General features: G+C 66.2%; 10 protein-coding genes and 1 tRNA gene. 9 read left to right on the top strand and 2 right to left on the bottom strand.

Annotation, left to right across the window (positions count from 1 at the left end; translation table 11 throughout):
• Positions 1-62 precede the first annotated feature (62 nt).
• From AB656_RS04990 to clpB, 6 genes are all read left to right on the top strand, one after another.
• Positions 63-136, top strand: a tRNA-Lys gene (locus tag AB656_RS04990).
• 178 nt (positions 137-314) lie between these two features.
• The gene (locus AB656_RS04985) at positions 315-1658 is read left to right on the top strand and encodes a metal-dependent hydrolase family protein (RefSeq protein WP_033504026.1); all 1344 of its coding nucleotides are present in this window, start codon (positions 315-317) and stop codon (positions 1656-1658) included.
• Positions 1659-1672: 14 nt separating this feature from the next.
• Positions 1673-2758: a glutamyl-Q tRNA(Asp) synthetase gene (locus AB656_RS04980; protein WP_033504059.1), complete on the top strand. Its 1086-nt coding sequence runs from the start codon at positions 1673-1675 to the stop codon at positions 2756-2758.
• Between the two features lie 122 nt (positions 2759-2880).
• Entirely contained in the window at positions 2881-3705 is an 825-nt protein-coding gene (locus AB656_RS04975; RefSeq protein ID WP_033504027.1) for a YggS family pyridoxal phosphate-dependent enzyme, read from the top strand.
• A gap of 114 nt (positions 3706-3819) precedes the next feature.
• Positions 3820-4641 (top strand): fumarylacetoacetate hydrolase family protein, encoded by an 822-nt coding sequence (locus AB656_RS04970; RefSeq protein WP_033504028.1) that lies wholly within the window; start codon positions 3820-3822, stop codon positions 4639-4641.
• 152 nt (positions 4642-4793) lie between these two features.
• Positions 4794-7571, top strand: coding sequence for an ATP-dependent chaperone ClpB (gene clpB, locus AB656_RS04965; RefSeq protein ID WP_236681854.1), 2778 nt, complete (start codon positions 4794-4796; stop codon positions 7569-7571).
• Here clpB and AB656_RS04960 read toward each other — a convergent pair.
• Positions 7474-9435, bottom strand: a complete 1962-nt coding sequence (locus tag AB656_RS04960; protein WP_033504985.1) for an HAD family hydrolase — start codon at positions 9433-9435, stop codon at positions 7474-7476. The genes clpB and AB656_RS04960 overlap by 98 nt on opposite strands.
• Positions 9436-9613: 178 nt before the next feature.
• On the opposite strand from AB656_RS04960, the gene AB656_RS04955 reads away from it, so the two are divergent.
• From AB656_RS04955 to AB656_RS04945, 3 genes are all read left to right on the top strand, one after another.
• Entirely contained in the window at positions 9614-10987 is a 1374-nt protein-coding gene (locus AB656_RS04955) for a DNA recombination protein RmuC (protein WP_033504984.1), read from the top strand.
• Positions 10988-11101: 114 nt separating this feature from the next.
• Positions 11102-11845, top strand: a complete 744-nt coding sequence (locus AB656_RS04950) for a type I phosphoribosyltransferase (protein ID WP_236681853.1) — start codon at positions 11102-11104, stop codon at positions 11843-11845.
• Positions 11842-12609: a TrmH family RNA methyltransferase gene (locus AB656_RS04945; RefSeq protein WP_033504983.1), complete on the top strand. Its 768-nt coding sequence runs from the start codon at positions 11842-11844 to the stop codon at positions 12607-12609. The genes AB656_RS04950 and AB656_RS04945 overlap by 4 nt, the downstream gene beginning before the upstream one ends.
• Before the next feature lie 172 nt (positions 12610-12781).
• Here the strand turns inward: AB656_RS04945 and AB656_RS04940 are convergent, their stop codons facing one another.
• On the bottom strand, positions 12782-15934 hold the full coding sequence (locus AB656_RS04940; protein ID WP_158336163.1) for an RCC1 domain-containing protein: 3153 nt from the start codon (positions 15932-15934) through the stop codon (positions 12782-12784).
• Positions 15935-16674 lie beyond the last annotated feature (740 nt).

Genomic DNA, 16674 nt, shown 5'->3' with positions numbered 1-16674 from the left:
CCGCTTACTTGCGCCCCTGCGAAAAAGCGCTATAGTTACATCTTGGCTCTTGAATGTGCTACGCCCCTGTAGCTCAGTTGGCTAGAGCAGCTGACTCTTAATCAGCGTGTCCGGGGTTCGAGCCCCCGCGGGGGCACAGAGAGCAAGTGGTCCGAGGCGATATGCCTCGGGCCATTTTTGTAATTCGCCTCTGGTTATTCGTAATGGGGTTTAGGGGGTGCTTTCCGTAACCGTTTGGCACTACGATGGAAGCTACTGGGAAGGTGTCGAGCAGCCGCCCGGCGGTCCCCCGGACCGGACGAAAGGAAAACATCATGAGTTCTGCTGTCGGTAGGAAGGCGCGGGAGCCGTTCGCTCTGGAGCACGCGGACGTGGCAAGTGGCGATGAGAAGGGCACTCTCTGGCCGGACACAACGATTGTGGTCGGTGACAGCGGGCGTATCGAGCAGATTTCGCCCTCCCTGCAGGCGTATGTGCCCGAAGGCTACCATCGGATCAACGCGACCGGCAAGGTGGTCGCCCCCGGACTTATCAACGCCCATACCCATCTGTTCGCGGACGGCAAGGTCCTGGAGGCCGGCGAATCCAGTCCGCGCAAGGAGCGCGCCGCTCTGGCGCTGATTCGCGGCCCGATCGGTAAGGCTTATTTGGCGGCCAGGGCCAAGGCCTCCGTCAAGGCGCTGCTCAACTCGGGCGTGACCACTATCCGTACGCTTGGCGATGCGGGCTACGAAGCGGTGGCCCTGCGGGACAAGATCGACTCGGACGAGGCCATGGGTCCCCGCATCCTCGCTTCCGGTCCCATGCTCTCCATCCCCGGTGGCCACGGGGATCCTTATATCGCGCTGTCGTCCAGCACCCCCGAAGAGGCTCGGCTCAACGCGAGGATCAACCTGGAGCATGGGGCGAACGCCCTGAAAGTGGCGGCGACTGGCGGTGTGACCGACGCCAAGGAAGTTGGCGTGGCTGGAAGCCCCCAGATGGACGAGGAGTCCATGGCGGCCGTGTGCGAGGAAGCGCACGAGGTCGGCGTCATCGTCGCGGCCCACGCCCAGAGCCCCGAAGGTGTGCGGGCGGCCCTGCGCGCTGGTGTGGATACCATCGAGCACGGTTGCCGTATGGACGATGAGATCATCTCGCTCTTCCACCATAACCCCCGCTCCCTGCGCGGCTTCTCCGGCCTGAACTCGACCTTGTCCGCCGGACTGCCGCTGATCGAGGTCAGTCAGGAAGAGCTGGGCATATCCGACATCGCGCGCGCCAACTCCGAGCAGGTGGTCGAGGGGATGTTGGAAGGCGCCCGCCAGGCTCTGAAAGAAGGCATCAGCGAAGGTGTCGGCACCGACACCGGCATGACTCTGGTCACCCAGTACAACACTTGGCGTGAGCTGGACCTGCTGGTCCGTTTCGCTGGATACACCCCGGCCCAGGCCTTCCACGCGGCCACCCAGGTCAATGCGCGCAACCTGGGGGTGGATGACGTCACCGGTTCGATCGCCATCGGCAAGGACGCGGACATGATCGTCCTGGACGGCGACCCGGTCAAGGACCTGTCCGTGCTGGCCGACCCCAAGCTGGTGATCGCCCGTGGATGGCCGGTCTGGCGCCCGAAGGTCAAGCGCATCGAGAGCGTCGAAGAACTCCTTACCCGCTTCTGATTCGGGGGCTGTTGGTGGACCAAGCGGATACTGCGGTAGTGGGGAGGATCGCTCCTTCCCCTACCGGTCGCATGCACTTGGGGAACGTGTATGCGGCATTGGCGGCTTGGCTGGGGGCTCGGGCCTCCGGTGGCGTGGTCCGGCTGCGGATTGAGGACATCGACCGGCCGCGCGTGGTCGCAGATGCGGACCGCTGGATCATGGACGATCTGGCCTGGCTCGGGCTGGACTGGGACGGGCCGGTGGTCTACCAATCCCAGAGGGAGGGCCTCTACCGGCAGGCCATGGAGCACTTGGAAGGCCTGAGCGTGGAGGAGGTCGCCGCTTCGCTCGGTCCTGCTGGTGGGGCTGAAACCGGCGATTCGGGGGATGGCTCCAAGCAAGACGTCCAACCCCTGATTTACCCATGTTTCTGTTCGCGGGCCGATATCCGGGCTGCTTCGGCTCCCAACGAGGGCGATGGCTTCATCCTGTATCCGGGCACCTGCCGGGGTTTGGACCGCGCGCTCGCTCAGGAGCGGGTGCGTGAGGGTCGTCGCCATGCCTGGCGCATCGCGGTTCCGGGGGAGGGGCGGCCCGGCTCCGTCTGCCGCTTCGACGATGCGGTGTACGGCGCGCAGACTTTCGACCTGCCCCATGCTCTGGGTGACGTGGTGGTGGTGCGATCGGACGGCATCGTCTCCTACCAGCTGGCGGTCAGCGTGGACGACCTGGAGATGGGCGTCAATCAGGTGGTGCGCGGGCGTGACCTGCTGCGCTCCACCGGTATCCAGCTGTGGATCCGCCAGGGTTTGCAAGCAGGGGCTGGCGGCGACTTTAAGCAGGCGCAGCCTGTGTCTTGGGCCCATCTGCCTCTGGTGGACGGGGCCGATGGCCGCCGGCTTTCCAAGCGTTTCGGCTCGCTGGACTTGGGCACCTTGCGCGATCGAGGCAGTTCGCCCCAACAGGTGGTGGGGTTGTGCGCCTGGCTGCTGGGGCTGGTGCCGCGGGCGGAACCGGTGGAAGCCGCTTCCCTGGTTGAGCGCTTCGAGTGGTCGGCTGTGGCCGCTGACCGGCAGGACCGGGTTGTGGACGAGGAGCTGTTGAGCGTTCTGGCCTGAGCGTTCTCGTCGCAGGTCCGCGTAGGTCGCGCATGAATCCATATCCTCGCCCGCGCACGGCTGCTGACAGGTTTGGCGGCCGCTGCTAGGCTGGAGACCTGTGGAAACGGTGAGGTGGTAGCGTGTCGGCATATATGCAGCACAAGGATCTGTCCAAGGAGGACCTGCCCACCGAGCGTGGGCGCGAAATCGCGGACGGCGTGCATCGGGTGATGGAGCGGATGGCCGAGGCCGAGGCGGCCGCTGGACGGCGGCCGGGCGATGTGCGCTTGCTGGCCGCCACCAAGACCCGCGACGTCGGCGAGATCATGGCCGCCATAGACGCGGGCGTTCGTTTGATTGGCGAGAACAGGCCCCAGGAGGTGACCGCCAAGTTCGAGGGGCTGACCAGGCAGTGCGCCCAGCGACAGCTGGCCCTGGGGCAGCGTCAAGGACCCGGTTCGGTTGCAGGGCCATCCTCCTGCATCGGTTTTCATCTCATAGGGCAGTTGCAGTCCAACAAGATCAACAAGATCCTGCCTTGCGTGGATACGGTCGAATCGGTGGACAGCCTGGAGTTGGCGGACAAGCTGGGCAAGCGGGCCCAAGCCAGGGGGCTGAGCGTGGGCGTGCTGCTGGAAGTCAACGAATCCGGCGAGGCCGCGAAGTCGGGTTGTAGCCCCGACGAAGCCGAGGAACTCGCCTATCGGATCGCCGGGACCGAGGGGCTGAGCTTGCGGGGGCTGATGACCATCGGCGCGCACGTGGACGACGAGCGGACCATTCGACGCGGATTCGCACACCTGCGCGGCCTTCGCGACCGCGTGCGCGATTCGGGCGAGGCGGGTACGGATTCCTGCCGGGAACTTTCCATGGGCATGACCGGCGATATGGCCTACGCCATAGCTGAGGGCTCCACAATCGTGCGCGTGGGCGCCGCCATCTTCGGGAAGCGCGCGTTTATCTAGCGGCCCGCTGCCCGAGTGGACCAGGGCGTGGCCTGGCCTCACGCGCGGCTTGTCGCGTGGTTACCGGGCCTGATGCCCGGCGCGCGTAGCGGGGTTTGCGGGTAGAATGTGCCTATGAGAATCGCACGCTTTTCCATGAACGGCAATCCGCACTACGCCTTTGTGCAAAAGGACCAGGCGAGTGGCGAGGATTATCTGGTCGAGATTGACGGCTACCCGCTGTCCGGGCAACAGGTGGAGCCGACCGGCAATCGCTACAGGATCGATGATGACTGGGTGAGGCTGCTGGCGCCGGTCATCCCGTCCAAGGTCTACGGCTTGGCCTTCAATTACCGGGCCCACGCGGAGGCGATCGTGGCCGATAATCCGCAGATCAAGCCGCAGTCGGCGGAAGAGATGACCGTGTTCATGAAACCATCCACCTCGGTGATTGGCCCGGACGACCCGATTGTCCTGCCCTCATACAGCCAGAACATGAACTTCGAGCCCGAGCTGGCCGTGGTGATTGGCCGCATCGCACGCCGGGTCAGCCAGGCCGAGGCCTTGGATTACGTGCTGGGCTACACGTGCGTCAACGATGTGACCCTGCGCGACATCCAAGGCTCCGATCCCACGTGGACCCGGGCCAAGGGCTTCGACACCTCCTGCCCGCTCGGCCCCTGGGTCGAGACGGAGCTCGATGGGGCCCACGCGGGCATCTCCTTCCAGCTCAACGGCCAGGACGTGCCCGAGGCGCGCGGCACCACCGCCAACCTGATTCACTCCATCCCTGAGCAAATCGCCTTCATCTCCTCTTTCTCCACCCTCCTTCCCGGCGACGTCATCATGACCGGCTCGCCCTCCGGTTCGGGCCAGCTGCACTCCCGCGACGAGGCCACGGTCACGATTGATGGCATCGGTTCCCTGCGCAACGTCGTGATCGGGGAGCAGGAGTAAGCGCCGCGAAGTAGCGATATGAAACTTGAGTCCTTGAGGCTCAAGTTTGGGAATACTTGCCGAACCCCCGCTGTTGGTCATAGCAGACGATGACGCAGGCGGCGCCACTGAAGCACAAGCTGAGGAGGTGCCGCGCAAGAAGCGGAGGAAGCATGGAAGAGAACTTTACAGCCTTGGCCCAGCAGGCCATTGGCGACGCGATACAGTCAGCAGCCGCTGCGGGCAATCCGCAGGTGGATACGCTCCACCTGCTTGATTCGCTCCTGCGGCAGGAGTCGGGCGTGGTCCCGGCCCTGATTCAGGCGGCGGGCGGTGACCCCCAGCGGGTCGGCGCGGCCGTGCGCAACGCCCTGGTGGCGCTGCCTTCGGCCTCATCCTCGGCATCCACCCAGCCCCAGGCCAGCCGGCAACTGAGCATGGCCCTGGCCCAGGCATCCAAGGAAATGCAGGCGATGGGCGACGAATACGTGTCCACCGAGCACCTGCTGATCGCCATCGCGGTGGGTCCCTCGCAGGCGGCCGACATCCTCGACCAGGCAGGCTTGACCCCTGAGGCCTTGCGCCAAGCCACGCCCCAGGTGCGCGGCGGCGCCAAGGTGACCAGCCCCGATGCCGAAGGCACATATAAGGCCCTGGAAAAGTATTCCACCGACTTGACCGCCCAGGCCAAGGAGGGCAAGCTCGACCCGGTGATCGGCCGCGACCAGGAGATCCGGCGGGTCATCCAGATCCTCTCCAGGCGCACTAAGAACAACCCAGTGCTGATCGGTGAGCCCGGTGTAGGCAAGACCGCCGTCGTGGAGGGCTTGGCCCAGCGGATCGTGGCCGGCGATGTGCCCACCGGCCTCGAAGGCAAGAAGCTCATCTCGCTCGACCTGTCCTCGATGGTGGCCGGCTCCAAGTACCGGGGCGAATTCGAGGAGCGGCTCAAGGCTGTGCTCAACGAAATCAAGTCCGCTGACGGGCAGATCATCACCTTCATCGACGAGATCCACACCATCGTGGGCGCTGGGGCCTCCGAGGGCTCGATGGACGCGGGCAATATGCTGAAGCCCATGCTGGCCAGGGGCGAGCTGCGCCTGATTGGCGCGACCACCCTGGACGAGTACCGGGAGAACATCGAGAAGGACCCGGCCCTGGAGCGCCGCTTCCAGCAAGTGTTCGTGGGCGAGCCGTCGGTGGAGGACACCGTTGCCATCCTGCGCGGGCTCAAGCAGCGCTACGAGGCCCACCATAAGGTGACCATCGGCGACGACGCGCTCGTGGCCGCAGCCACCCTGTCCAACCGTTACATCACCGGTCGGCAGCTGCCGGATAAGGCCATCGACCTGGTGGACGAGGCCGCCGCCCATCTGCGGATGGAACTGGACTCGCAGCCGGAGGAGATCGACGAGCTGCAGCGCAAGGTGACCCGCCTGGAGATGGAGGAGATGCAGCTGAAGAAGGCTGACGACCCCGCCTCCCAGGAGCGGCTGAGCAAGCTGCAAGCCGAGCTGGCCGACTCCCGCGAGAAGCTCTCGGGGCTGAAGGCCCGCTGGGAGCGGGAGAAGGCCGGGCACAACAAGGTCGGCGACCTGCGCGCCCAGCTGGACGCCAAGCGGGTCGAAGCCGATAAGGCCACCCGCGAGGGGAACCTGGAAGAGGCCTCGCGCATCCTCTACGGGGAGATTCCAACCATCCGTAAGCAGCTGGCCGAGGCTGAGAACGAAGCCGACAAGGCCAAGGCCGCGGCCGGTCATGGCTCCGCGGCGACCGGCGGGGCCGCCTCGGACGGCCTGCCCGCGCAGGAGCCGATGGTGCCCGACCATGTGGACGCGGACTCGGTGGCGGAGATCGTCTCGGACTGGACCGGCATCCCGGTGGGCCGCCTGATGCAGGGGGAGAACGAAAAGCTCCTGCACATGGAGGACTACCTGGGCAAGCGGGTGATTGGTCAGAAAGAGGCCATTCGCGCGGTCTCGGACGCGGTCCGGCGCTCGCGGGCCGGAATCTCCGACCCCAACCGGCCGACCGGCTCCTTCATGTTCCTGGGGCCCACCGGCGTCGGCAAGACCGAGCTGGCCAAGGCTTTGGCCGACTTCCTCTTTGACGACGAGAAGGCGATGGTCCGCATCGACATGTCCGAGTACATGGAGAAGGCGTCGGTCTCGCGGCTGATTGGCGCCGCCCCCGGCTATATCGGCTACGAGGAGGGCGGGCAGCTGACCGAAGCTGTGCGCCGCCGGCCCTACTCGGTCGTGCTCTTCGACGAGGTGGAGAAAGCCAACCCGGAGGTCTTCGACATCCTCTTGCAGGTCTTGGACGACGGCCGGTTGACCGATGGACAGGGTCGGACCGTGGACTTCACGAATACGATTCTGATCATGACCTCCAACCTGGGCTCGCAGTTCCTGGTGGGCGGCGACCTGGACGCGGACGCTAAGCGCGAGGCCGTGATGGACGCGGTGCATGCCACCTTCAAGCCCGAGTTCATCAACCGCCTTGATGACCTGGTCATCTTCCAGCCGCTGACCCGCGAGGAGTTGGGCGGCATCGTGGACATCCAGGTCAAGCAGGTGGCCAGCCGGCTGACCGACCGCAGGATCACCCTGGACGTGACCGACGCGGCCCGCGAGTGGCTGGCGAACATGGGCTACGACCCGGCTTACGGTGCCCGGCCCTTGCGTCGACTGGTGCAGACCGAGGTGGGCGACCAGCTGGCTCGTATGCTGCTAGCGGGCAGCGTCCACGACGGCGATACCGTCTTGGTCGATCAGACCGGCGGTGATCACCTGGAGCTGACCGCTTGGCCCACCGACAAGCTGGTGGACGACGTGAGCGTGGATGATATCGCTACTGACGAGTCTGATCAGGCAGGTCAGAAGAGCCGGGAAGACCAGACTCCGGGCGATCAGCGGAACCCGGCTGCCGGTCCGGCCCCTCAGGCCTGAGCGTGAACCGACGGCCCCCGTCCGCGATGACCTGCGGACGGTGGGCCGCCAAGGTCGGCAGGAGCTCCGGCTGAACGCGGGCCAAGACCCGCCAGCGTCGGGAAAGTCTCCTGAGCCGGCCCAGCCGACGCACGTTGAACATCGGCAGTAGGGCCGCGATCGCTGTGGCGACCGGCGCGACCATCGGGTTGAGCATCCACCCGAAGAGGGGGTAGGTCACCCCGGTGGCCAGCGCGACCGCCACGAGGTTATAAGCGTAGCCCCAGCACAGGTTCTGGTTCATCGTGCGTCGGGCGGCCCTGGCCAGGTCGATGGCCCGGCCGATGCCCCCTAAGTCGCCCGCAGCCAGCAGGAGCTCCGGTTCGGCGGCGTCCCGGCCTTCGGCGGTGGCTGCTCCGGCGGCCGCGTCAGCGTCCCTCTCGGCCTGCCCCGCCGCTACGGACCCTAAACGTATGCGGACCTGAGCGGCTTGCCGCGCCTGTGGCTCGGCGTTTCCCAAGGCGGCGAACGCCACCAGGCCCGGCCTTCTCGATGTTTTCTTGCGCTTGACCTCTTGCGTGGCCGCACGGTTCAGGTCTTGCGCTATCAGTCCAACCCAGCGGGCCTTGCGCCGGCCGTCCACTCCGGTGAACAGGTAGTCCACGCCGGCCTGGCGGGCCGCGCGCTCCACAGGGTCCTGCTCATGGCCCAAGGCGGGGTCGGCGCCATGACCCCCATCCATGACCACGGTTTTGACCCCCAGGCCGCGCAAGTGGGTGGACGCGCGAGCCAGTTCCGCGCAGGGTTCCTGGGCGTAGCCGTCCGGGCTCTCGTTGTCGGCGGTTGCAGTGGCTGGAGCCGCTGCGGAGGAGTCCTCGTCCGCCGCTAGTCCCGGTCCTAGGGCGGATTCGTCCAGCACGGCCACTTGGGTGGCTGCCAGATGTCCCATAGAGCGGGGCGACGTGAAGAGCATCCCGTGAGCCAACCCGGCCCCCAGCGCGGTGCGGAAAGTCAGCGAGACGGAGATGGCCAGGGCCGTTGGGCAGGCGATGATCAGGACGCCGACCGCGTTGGCCACCGCATGGGCCAGGTGGGGCTGCGGACCGGCCAAAAGCCAAATCATGAAGGTCCACACGGCTACGATCATCACAAGAGGCTCGGCCCTGGCGATCAGCCGCTCCACGCGCAGCTGGGCCGAGGATGGCTTGGATAAGGTGGCCGCTACGCTGCTGGTCAGCGCCTGGCCGCGATCCTGGTCGTACGAAGGGCCCAGGCGTCCGGTCAGGGCGGCCGTGTGGGCGCTCAGCTCGCATAGGCGAGCAAAAAGCGCCAGGGTCATAATGGCGCCAACCACGTCGAAGTAAGGCTGCCGGGAGCCCTCGGGCAGGAGCCCGGTCAGGGCGCAAGCGGCAAGGCTGTATGCGTAGGCCAGGGCGGTGGCGATGGACACCAGGGAATTCAGGTCGGTCTGCCGGGCCCTGAGCCGGGCCCAGCCTTCCTGGCAGACAGGACGGCCGCAGTAAAAGACCACGGGCGTGATCAGGATGGCTTGAATCCACGGGCTGGCCAGCCAGGAGGGCAGGAAGCCCGGCATCAACCTGTCGCACAAATCAATGGCGAGGACCGGCGCGGTCAGAATCGCAGAGGCCAGGGTCAGCTTGGCGGTGCGCCTGCGCAAGGTTTCCAAATCCTCCTGGCGCGATGCGAGCCCTGGCCCGTTGCTGCGCGCTTCCGACGCTGCGGCGGCCTGCCCTGCTGTGCGCTCCCCGGATGCTCCGCCGCTGCGGGTCCGCCGGTGAGGGCTCAGGAAGTACCAGACGATGAACCAGGTGAGCGCCGCGGCCACCAGGATGTCGCCCACCGCCAGAAAGATGTCGATTCCCACTGGGCCTCCTCATGGCAAGGGCGGCGTGTATCGCAGCCCCTGCCGATACTGCGAGCGGTATCAAGCTTCTTTCCCCATTGTCCCCCCGAATGCGCCTGAATGGGGTTGATTCGCCTGATTCCTTGCGGAACGTGCGAATTGCGCTCCCGCGTCCAATGCTTATGGTTGGCTAGAACATATGTTCGACCTTACTTCGATGATTGTGCTGATTATAGCCATAGCGCTCTCCCTGGCCGCAGGCGGCTATATCGGCTATATCCTGGGCAAGACCCAGGGGCGGGACGCCCTTCGCGTGGCCCAGGGCAGGGTTGGCGAGGACGCCGATGAGCAGCTGGCCGACCTGCGCGAGCAGCTGTCCCAGTCCCAGGAGCTGGTGGCCCAGTACCGGGCGCGGTTCGAAGGCGCTAACGAGCAGTTGGCATTCGTCAAATCGGAGCTGGCCCAAGCTCAGCAGGCCGAGCAGGTCCGCCTGGCTCATGAGCGCGAGCGGGCCCAGGCCCTTCAGGAGCAGAAACGCCAGGAGCAGGCCAAGGCCTTGCAGGAGCAGAGCAGGGTCCTCTCCGCCCTGGCTCCGGTGCAGAAGAACTTGGACGCCCTCCAGCAGAAAGTCAGCCAGATCGAGGAGGGGCGCAAGCAGGAGATGGGCGCTCTGGGCCAGCAGCTCAAGTCCCTGGGCGAGCAGCAGGGGCGGCTTGACAAGGAGACGAGCTCACTGGCTTCGGCCCTGCGCAACAACAAGGTGCGCGGCGCTTGGGGCGAGGCCCAGCTGAAGAACATCGTGGAGTCGGCGGGGCTCCTGGAGCACGTGGACTTCGACACCCAGGTGGTCGTCACGGCGGCGGACGGCAAGGTGCTGCGGCCCGACATGGTGGTCCACCTGCCCGGCGGCAAGACCATCCCGATTGACGCCAAGGCGCCTTTCTCGGACTACCAGCGCGCCTGCGAGATCCCCGACACCGCCTCGGACGAGGAGCTCGCCCGCAAGAACGAACTCCTGAAAGCCCACGCCAAGGCCCTGCGCGACCATGTGAAAGCCCTGGCCGACAAGCAGTATTGGAACGCCTTCGAGACAGCGCCCGACTTCGTGGTGGCGTTCATCCCCAGCGAGTCCCTCCTGCAAGCTGCCTTGGAGGCCGACCCCGCCCTGATGGACGACGCTTTCGCCCAGAAGGTCGCTCTGACGTCGCCGGTGACCCTGTGGGCCGTGCTTAAGTCGGTGGCGTACGCCTGGCAGCAGCAGTCATTGACCGACGACGCCAAGCGCCTGTTCACCTTGACCCGCGAGCTCTACGGCCGCTTCGCCAAGCTGGGGGAGCGTGCCAGCGCCCTGGGCGCATCCATATCCCGCACGGTCAAGGCTTACAACCAGTTCGCCGGCACCTTGGAGTCGCGCGTCCTGCCCACCGCACGCAAGCTGCAGAACGTGGACCCCGCCACGATCATCGCCCCTGTGGACATGATCGACCCGGGAAAAGCCGACATCCGGGAACTCACCGCTCCCGAGACCCAAGCCGTCGCTGACCCCAACGAACAGTCGCCTCTGGTGTTCTGACCAGTCTGCTGAGCCTTCGGGGGTCCACCGGCCAATCGCTCAAGTTGCCGAGGAGCGTGGTTCAGGCGCGTAGGCGGGGGCAGGGAGATTCGGGTGGTGCGATAGGGTGGCGGTATGGATGCTTTGGACGAGGAGACGGGCAGCGGGCGCGCAGGATTTCGGCTGACTGGAGCCGGGGGTGTCGCGGACTATCCGGGCGATGACGCGCTCGGACTGGTGGATTCCCGGGAGCAGCTCCGCGCGCTCCTGAGCCGGGAGATTGATGGACGGGCCTTTACCGAGCTAGCTGGGGTGGCCTTCGACCATGAAGGCGCGGAACTGGCTGGGCACGTCCTGCTTGACACGTTGGAGGATGCCGGGTATTCGACCAACGACTTCGACGCCGTTGGAGCGCTGACTGCGGCCGCGGTGCCCTTCGCTGACGCCATGCTCCACGCCGCCGCCTCGCGGGGGCAAGACCTGGACGCCTTCGTGATGGACTTCGTTTACCCTTCAATCAAAGGCCCTTCAATCGCGGGCAAGCGGGTCATCTTGCTGGACGCCTGGCTGAGTGAGAAATCGTACGTGCAGACCTCCTCCCTGGTCACCCTCCGCCACGGCAACGAGCTCAGCCTGGACTGCGGCATCGTCAGCAGGCAGGGAGCCGAGCTGGTCGCCATAGCCTCGCTGGTCGGAGGAGTGGGTGAGACCAGCAAAGTCGGCAGCGGGGCGGGCCGGACCGCTGAACTCCAGGCCGGGCAAGCCCTGAGAACGGAACTGGAGCTGGTGGATCCAGTGGATGCCAGCAGGCGGGCCCTGCCTTTCGTCTGCGCCTTCGACGAGCGGCTCTTCCGGCCCGCCGAGGAGAGCGAGCGGTGAGGGAGCCTAATCCGGTCACCAAGGCCGCTATGGAGTCGGGCGAACCAGTGTTCCGGCGGGTAGGCCTGGGCCCTTGGAACCAGGAGCACCCGGACCAACCCAGGCCGGAAGGCGCTGAGTTCGACCCGGAGCTGCTCGACCAAGGCGACCGGCGCAACGTGCTCGACCGCTACCGCTACTGGAAGGTCGAAGCCATCCGCGCCGACCTGGACGCCCGTGGCCGTCATGGTTTCGAGGTGGCCGTCGAAAACTGGACCCACGACTTCAACATCGGTTCCATGGTCCGCTCCGCGAACGCCTTCGGCGCCCGCCGCGTCCACATCGTCGGCCCCCACAAATGGAACCGCAAGGGCGCGCTCATGACCGAGCTCTACCAGCACGTGGACCACCATCCGAGCATCCAGGAACTTGTCAGCGGGTGGAGGCGTGAGCTTGCTCAGGAGGCCCGGGACATGCGCGCTCAGGCCCTCGTCGCCCGCAGCGACGCCGAACGCGACCGCCTGGAACGGGCGGCCCAAGCGGCGGCCGACGCTCGCGTTGTCGCGCTCGACATCATTCCCGGCGCGGTGCCGATTGAGACCTATGACTTTCCTGAGCGCTGCCTTATGCTTTTTGGGGCCGAAGGGCCTGGGCTCACGCAAACCGCTGTGGAGTTGGCGGATGATGTGGTTTACATTTCGCAATTCGGCTCCGTGCGGTCCATTAACGCCGGGGCGGCGGCTGCGGTGGCCATGCATGCTTGGGTGACGCAGAGGGGTATTTAGGCGCTGATGGGGCGGGTTGGGGCTCCGCGAGCTTTCGCCGCGCCTCGCCGCCGCTGATTAGCCCAGGAGGTATGGGGTTGGTGACCGGGGGGTAATCGTAGTGGGTTGGGGTATGGGATGGCCCGGCAGCTTGGTGCGGCTGCCGGGCCTGTTGCGTGTTGGGGTTGCTTGGTTATTTGCTGCTGGTGGTTGTGGTCGTGGGTTGGTTGGTGTGGTGGTGTTTGGTGGCGAGTTGGTGGCCGGTGAAGGTGAGTGCGGCGAGTGTGGTGAGGGCGAGGAGGGTGGCTCCCGCGAGCTGGTGGGCGGGGGTGCCGCCGGCTTTGGGCAGGGTGCGGATGTCGTAGTACTCGTAGGTGAGGGGGTAGTCGGTTTGGGGGGAGCCGCCTAGGGTCCAGTGGATGGTGGCGGTGGCTTGTCCTTCGGGGTGGGGTGGGGTTGTGATGTCCCAGGTGTTGTTGGTGGTGTTCCAGGTGGGGTCGGGGGCGTTGGTTTGGTCGAGTGTGACGCCGGTGACGGTGATGGCGGGTGCGTGGACGGGCGCGAGTGTGCCGCGGTTGGTGGTGGCGCCGTCGCCAAGTTGACCGTAGGCGTTCCATCCCCAGCTGTAGGCGTGGTGGTCACCGCTGATGGCGAGGCTGTGGGCGCCGCCTGCGCTGACGCTGGTCCAGGTGGTGTTGGGTTTGCCTGCCGGGTCGCTGACTGGCGCGGGCGTGGTGTGGGGGTTGGAGTCGCTGCTGCCGTTGCCGAGTTGTCCGTAGGTGTTCCATCCCCAGCTGTAGGCGTGGTGGTCACCGCTGATGGCGAGGCTGTGGGCGCCGCCTGCGCTGACGCTGGTCCAGGTGGTGTTGGGTTTGCCTGTCGGGTCGGAGACCGGTGTGGGCGTAGTACGGTCAGTGGTGGTGTTGTCACCGAGCCGACCGTTATTGTTGCTTCCCCAGCTGTAGGCGTGGCCGTCGCCGCTGATGGCGAGGCTGTGGTACTGGCCTGCGCTGACGCTGGTCCAGGTGGTGTTGGGTTTGCCGGCCGGGTCGCTGACGGGCGCGGGCGTGGTGTGGGGGTTGGTGCCGCTGCCGAGTTGGCCGTACTGGTTCGCTCCCCAGCTGTAGGCGTGGCCGTCGCCGCTGATGGCGAGGCTGTGGTAGCCGCCTGCGCTGACGCTGGTCCAGGTGGTGGTGCCGCTTGGGTCGGTGACGCGGGAGGGCGTGGTGTGGGGGTTGGCGTCGGTGCCGCCGTTGCCGAGTTGGCCGTTGGCGTTGCTTCCCCAGCTGTAGGCGTGCCCGTCGCTGCTGAGGGCGAGGCTGTGGTAGTAGCCGGCGCTGATGGTTTTCCAGGTGGCGGTGCCGTCGGCGGCGGGGTTGACGGGGACGGGCGTGGCGCGGTCGGTGGCGGCGCCGTCGCCGAGTTGGCCGTTGCTGTTGGATCCCCAGCTGTAGAGGCGGCCGTCGCTGCTGATGGCGAGGCTGAAGCCGTTGCCGGCGCTGACGCTGGTGAAGCGTGCGCCGTTGGGGGCGTGCACGCGCACGGGCAGGTTGCGGTTGGCGGTGGTGCCGTCGCCCAGCTGACCGTGTTGGTTGTCGCCCCAGCTGTAGGCGTTGCCGTCGGTGCCGATGGCGAGACTGTGCGTATAGCCGGCGCTAACCTGCATGTAGGTGATGCCGTCGTCGGGCGGGTTGGGGGGTGTGACGTGGATGGCGGCTCCGCCGGTGTCCGGGCCCCGGGTGGGGGTCATGGTGAACCGTGGGGTCCTCCATGTGGCGGTCAGGGTCAGGTCGTTTCTGACGGGTTGGGTGAAGTCCCAGGGGCTGCCGTCGGGTTTGGCCCACCCGTCGAACCAGTGGCCCGCCCAAACCGGGTCGGGGACCGGCCAGTTGATGGGCTGCGGGTCGTCCGGGTACGAGTACTGGCTGGCGGGCGGGGTTCCCGGCGCCCCGCCCAGTTGGAAGCTGACGGTGTACGGGGTGGCGTACGTGTAACGCAGGGTGACCGTGCCGGACTGGTATCTGGGGTTGGCGATGTTGCCGTTCACGTCGAGGCCGTCGAGATGGTAGGCGACGGTCACGTCGACGGCGCCCGGGGTGTGTTGGGGCACGTGCATGTCCCAGGCGCCGGTGGTGGCGTTGACGGTCTTACTGGTGACGCTTGCCCCGCCGAAGGCGACGCCGTCGATCACATACCGGGGCGTGAGCACCGGCGCGGGCTTGCTGTGGTCGTTGGTGGTGCCGTCGCCTAGCTGACCGAACCGGTTGTATCCCCATGCGTAGGCGTGGCCGTCCGAGTCGAGGGCCAGGCTGTGACTGTTGCCTGCGCTGATGGTTTTCCAGGTGTTCGTGGGGTTGCCACTGGAGGGCGTGCTCACCGGTGCGGGCGTGTGTTGGTTGCCGCCGGTGCCATGGCCCAGCTCGCCTTCGCTGTTATTTCCCCATGCGTAAGCGCTGCCGTATGTGTAGGTGTTGCCGTCTGAGCCGATGGCCAGGCTGTGCCAGTAGCCTGCGCTGATTCGGGTGAAGCGCACGCCGGCTGGCGTGCTCACGCGCACGGGCGTGCTGCGTAGGTTGGGGGTGCCGTCGCCCAGTTCGCCTTCATTGTTGTAACCCCATGCATAGGTGTAGTTGTCCGATCCGATGGCCATGCTGTGCCCCCAGCCTGCGCTGATTTGGGTGAAGGTCACGCCGGATGGCGCGTGCACGGGTACGGGTGTGCTGCGGTTAATCTTGGAGTCGTCGCCCAGCTGGTAGTACCAGTTGGCTCCCCATGCGTAGGTGTTACGGTTCGAGCCGATGGCTAGGCTGTGATTCCAGCCTGCGTTGATTTGGGTGAAGGTCACGCCGGCTGGCGCGCTCACGCGCTTGGGCAGGGTGCTGCTGCTGGTGCCGGTGCCCATCTGACCGAAACTGTTGTCTCCCCACGCGTACGTGTTACCGTCGGAGCCGATGGCCAGGCTGTGAGCGCCGCCTGCGCTGATTTGGGTGAAGGTCACGCCGGATGGCGCGTGCACGGGTACGGGTGTGCTGCGGTTAATCTTGGAGTCGTCGCCCAGTTCGCCGGAGCCGTTGTCTCCCCATGCGTAGGTGTTGCCGTCGGAGCCGATCGCTAGGCTGTGATATTTTCCTGCGTTGATTTGGGTGAAGGTCACGCCGGTTGGCGTGTTCACCCGCACGGGCAGGCTGCGCTGGGTGTTGGTGCCGTCGCCCAGTTCGCCTTCGTTGTTGTATCCCCAGGCGTAGGTGTTGCCGTCCGAGCCGATCGCCAAGCTGTGATCGTAGCCTGCGCTGATTCGGGTGAAGCGCACGTTGGTTGGCGGGGCTGGCGGTGTCAGCGTGGCCATGGCGTCTTGGTTGGCGGGGCCTTTGGTGGGGGACAGGGTGAAGCCGTCCACGGTCTGCGAGGCGGGGGCTCCCGATCGGGTCAGGTGGTTGGGTTCAGCGTGGGCGGGACGGGCCGTCGAATTACCCCCCCCCCCAGGAGGATCATGGCCAGGGCCGCGAATGCGGCGCTGGCGGCGCGGAAACGACTCATCACCCCTCCAAAACAGGCCCTGGTGGCGCGACGCGACGCCCGGCCCGTGTTTTACTCATCTGTGTTGATTGCGGGGCGGAGCACAGCGAATCCGGCTCCCCAACCGATCCGAACGCACAAAACCCCTTCACTGATTGCCTAGTATAGCAGCCAAACAACCCGACAAGAGCAGTAAACGGGAGAAAGGGCTTCGTACACAGGCCTCGGCCGGGGGCGAGCTTGCCGGAGAGGCGGGGTGGCTCGCGCGATGAGCGTATAAGGGGGGGGGGCGGATGGGCGGGCACATGACGAATAGGGTTGGGATGAGTTGGGGAATGCGGAGCGGATATAGGGGAAGTGTGCCATACTAGAGGAGTGGTGGCTCTGTACGGCCACTGTGAAGCGTAGGCGTTGATCCCCTTGCATGGATTGCTTCGTGCGAATGCAGGCGACGGTGTCCGCTTACGTCCCGGAAGACTTTTTGAAGGCGTCCAGGCGATGCGCACAGTGCGCGGCCGCGGTGAGAGCGCGGTGTGAGAGTTCGCCGCCGCCGTGAGCGCGACCCGGTGC

Origin of the sequence: Bifidobacterium actinocoloniiforme DSM 22766, assembly GCF_001263395.1 — a bacterium.
GTDB lineage: Bacteria > Actinomycetota > Actinomycetes > Actinomycetales > Bifidobacteriaceae > Bombiscardovia > Bombiscardovia actinocoloniiformis.
The sequence above is the reverse complement of the archived record's forward strand: the minus strand, read 5'-3'. Positions and strand labels throughout refer to the sequence as shown.

What these genes read in the sequence shown, in the direction of transcription:
- clpB (WP_236681854.1), top strand. Translation starts at nt 4,794, where the DNA reads ATGGAAGAGAACTTTACAGCCTTGGCCCAGCAGGCCATTGGCGACGCG.
- AB656_RS04970 (WP_033504028.1), top strand. Translation starts at nt 3,820, where the DNA reads ATGAGAATCGCACGCTTTTCCATGAACGGCAATCCGCACTACGCCTTT.
- AB656_RS04940 (WP_158336163.1), bottom strand. Translation starts at nt 15,934, where the DNA reads ATGGCCACGCTGACACCGCCAGCCCCGCCAACCAACGTGCGCTTCACC.
- AB656_RS04950 (WP_236681853.1), top strand. Translation starts at nt 11,102, where the DNA reads ATGGATGCTTTGGACGAGGAGACGGGCAGCGGGCGCGCAGGATTTCGG.
- AB656_RS04955 (WP_033504984.1), top strand. Translation starts at nt 9,614, where the DNA reads ATGTTCGACCTTACTTCGATGATTGTGCTGATTATAGCCATAGCGCTC.
- AB656_RS04985 (WP_033504026.1), top strand. Translation starts at nt 315, where the DNA reads ATGAGTTCTGCTGTCGGTAGGAAGGCGCGGGAGCCGTTCGCTCTGGAG.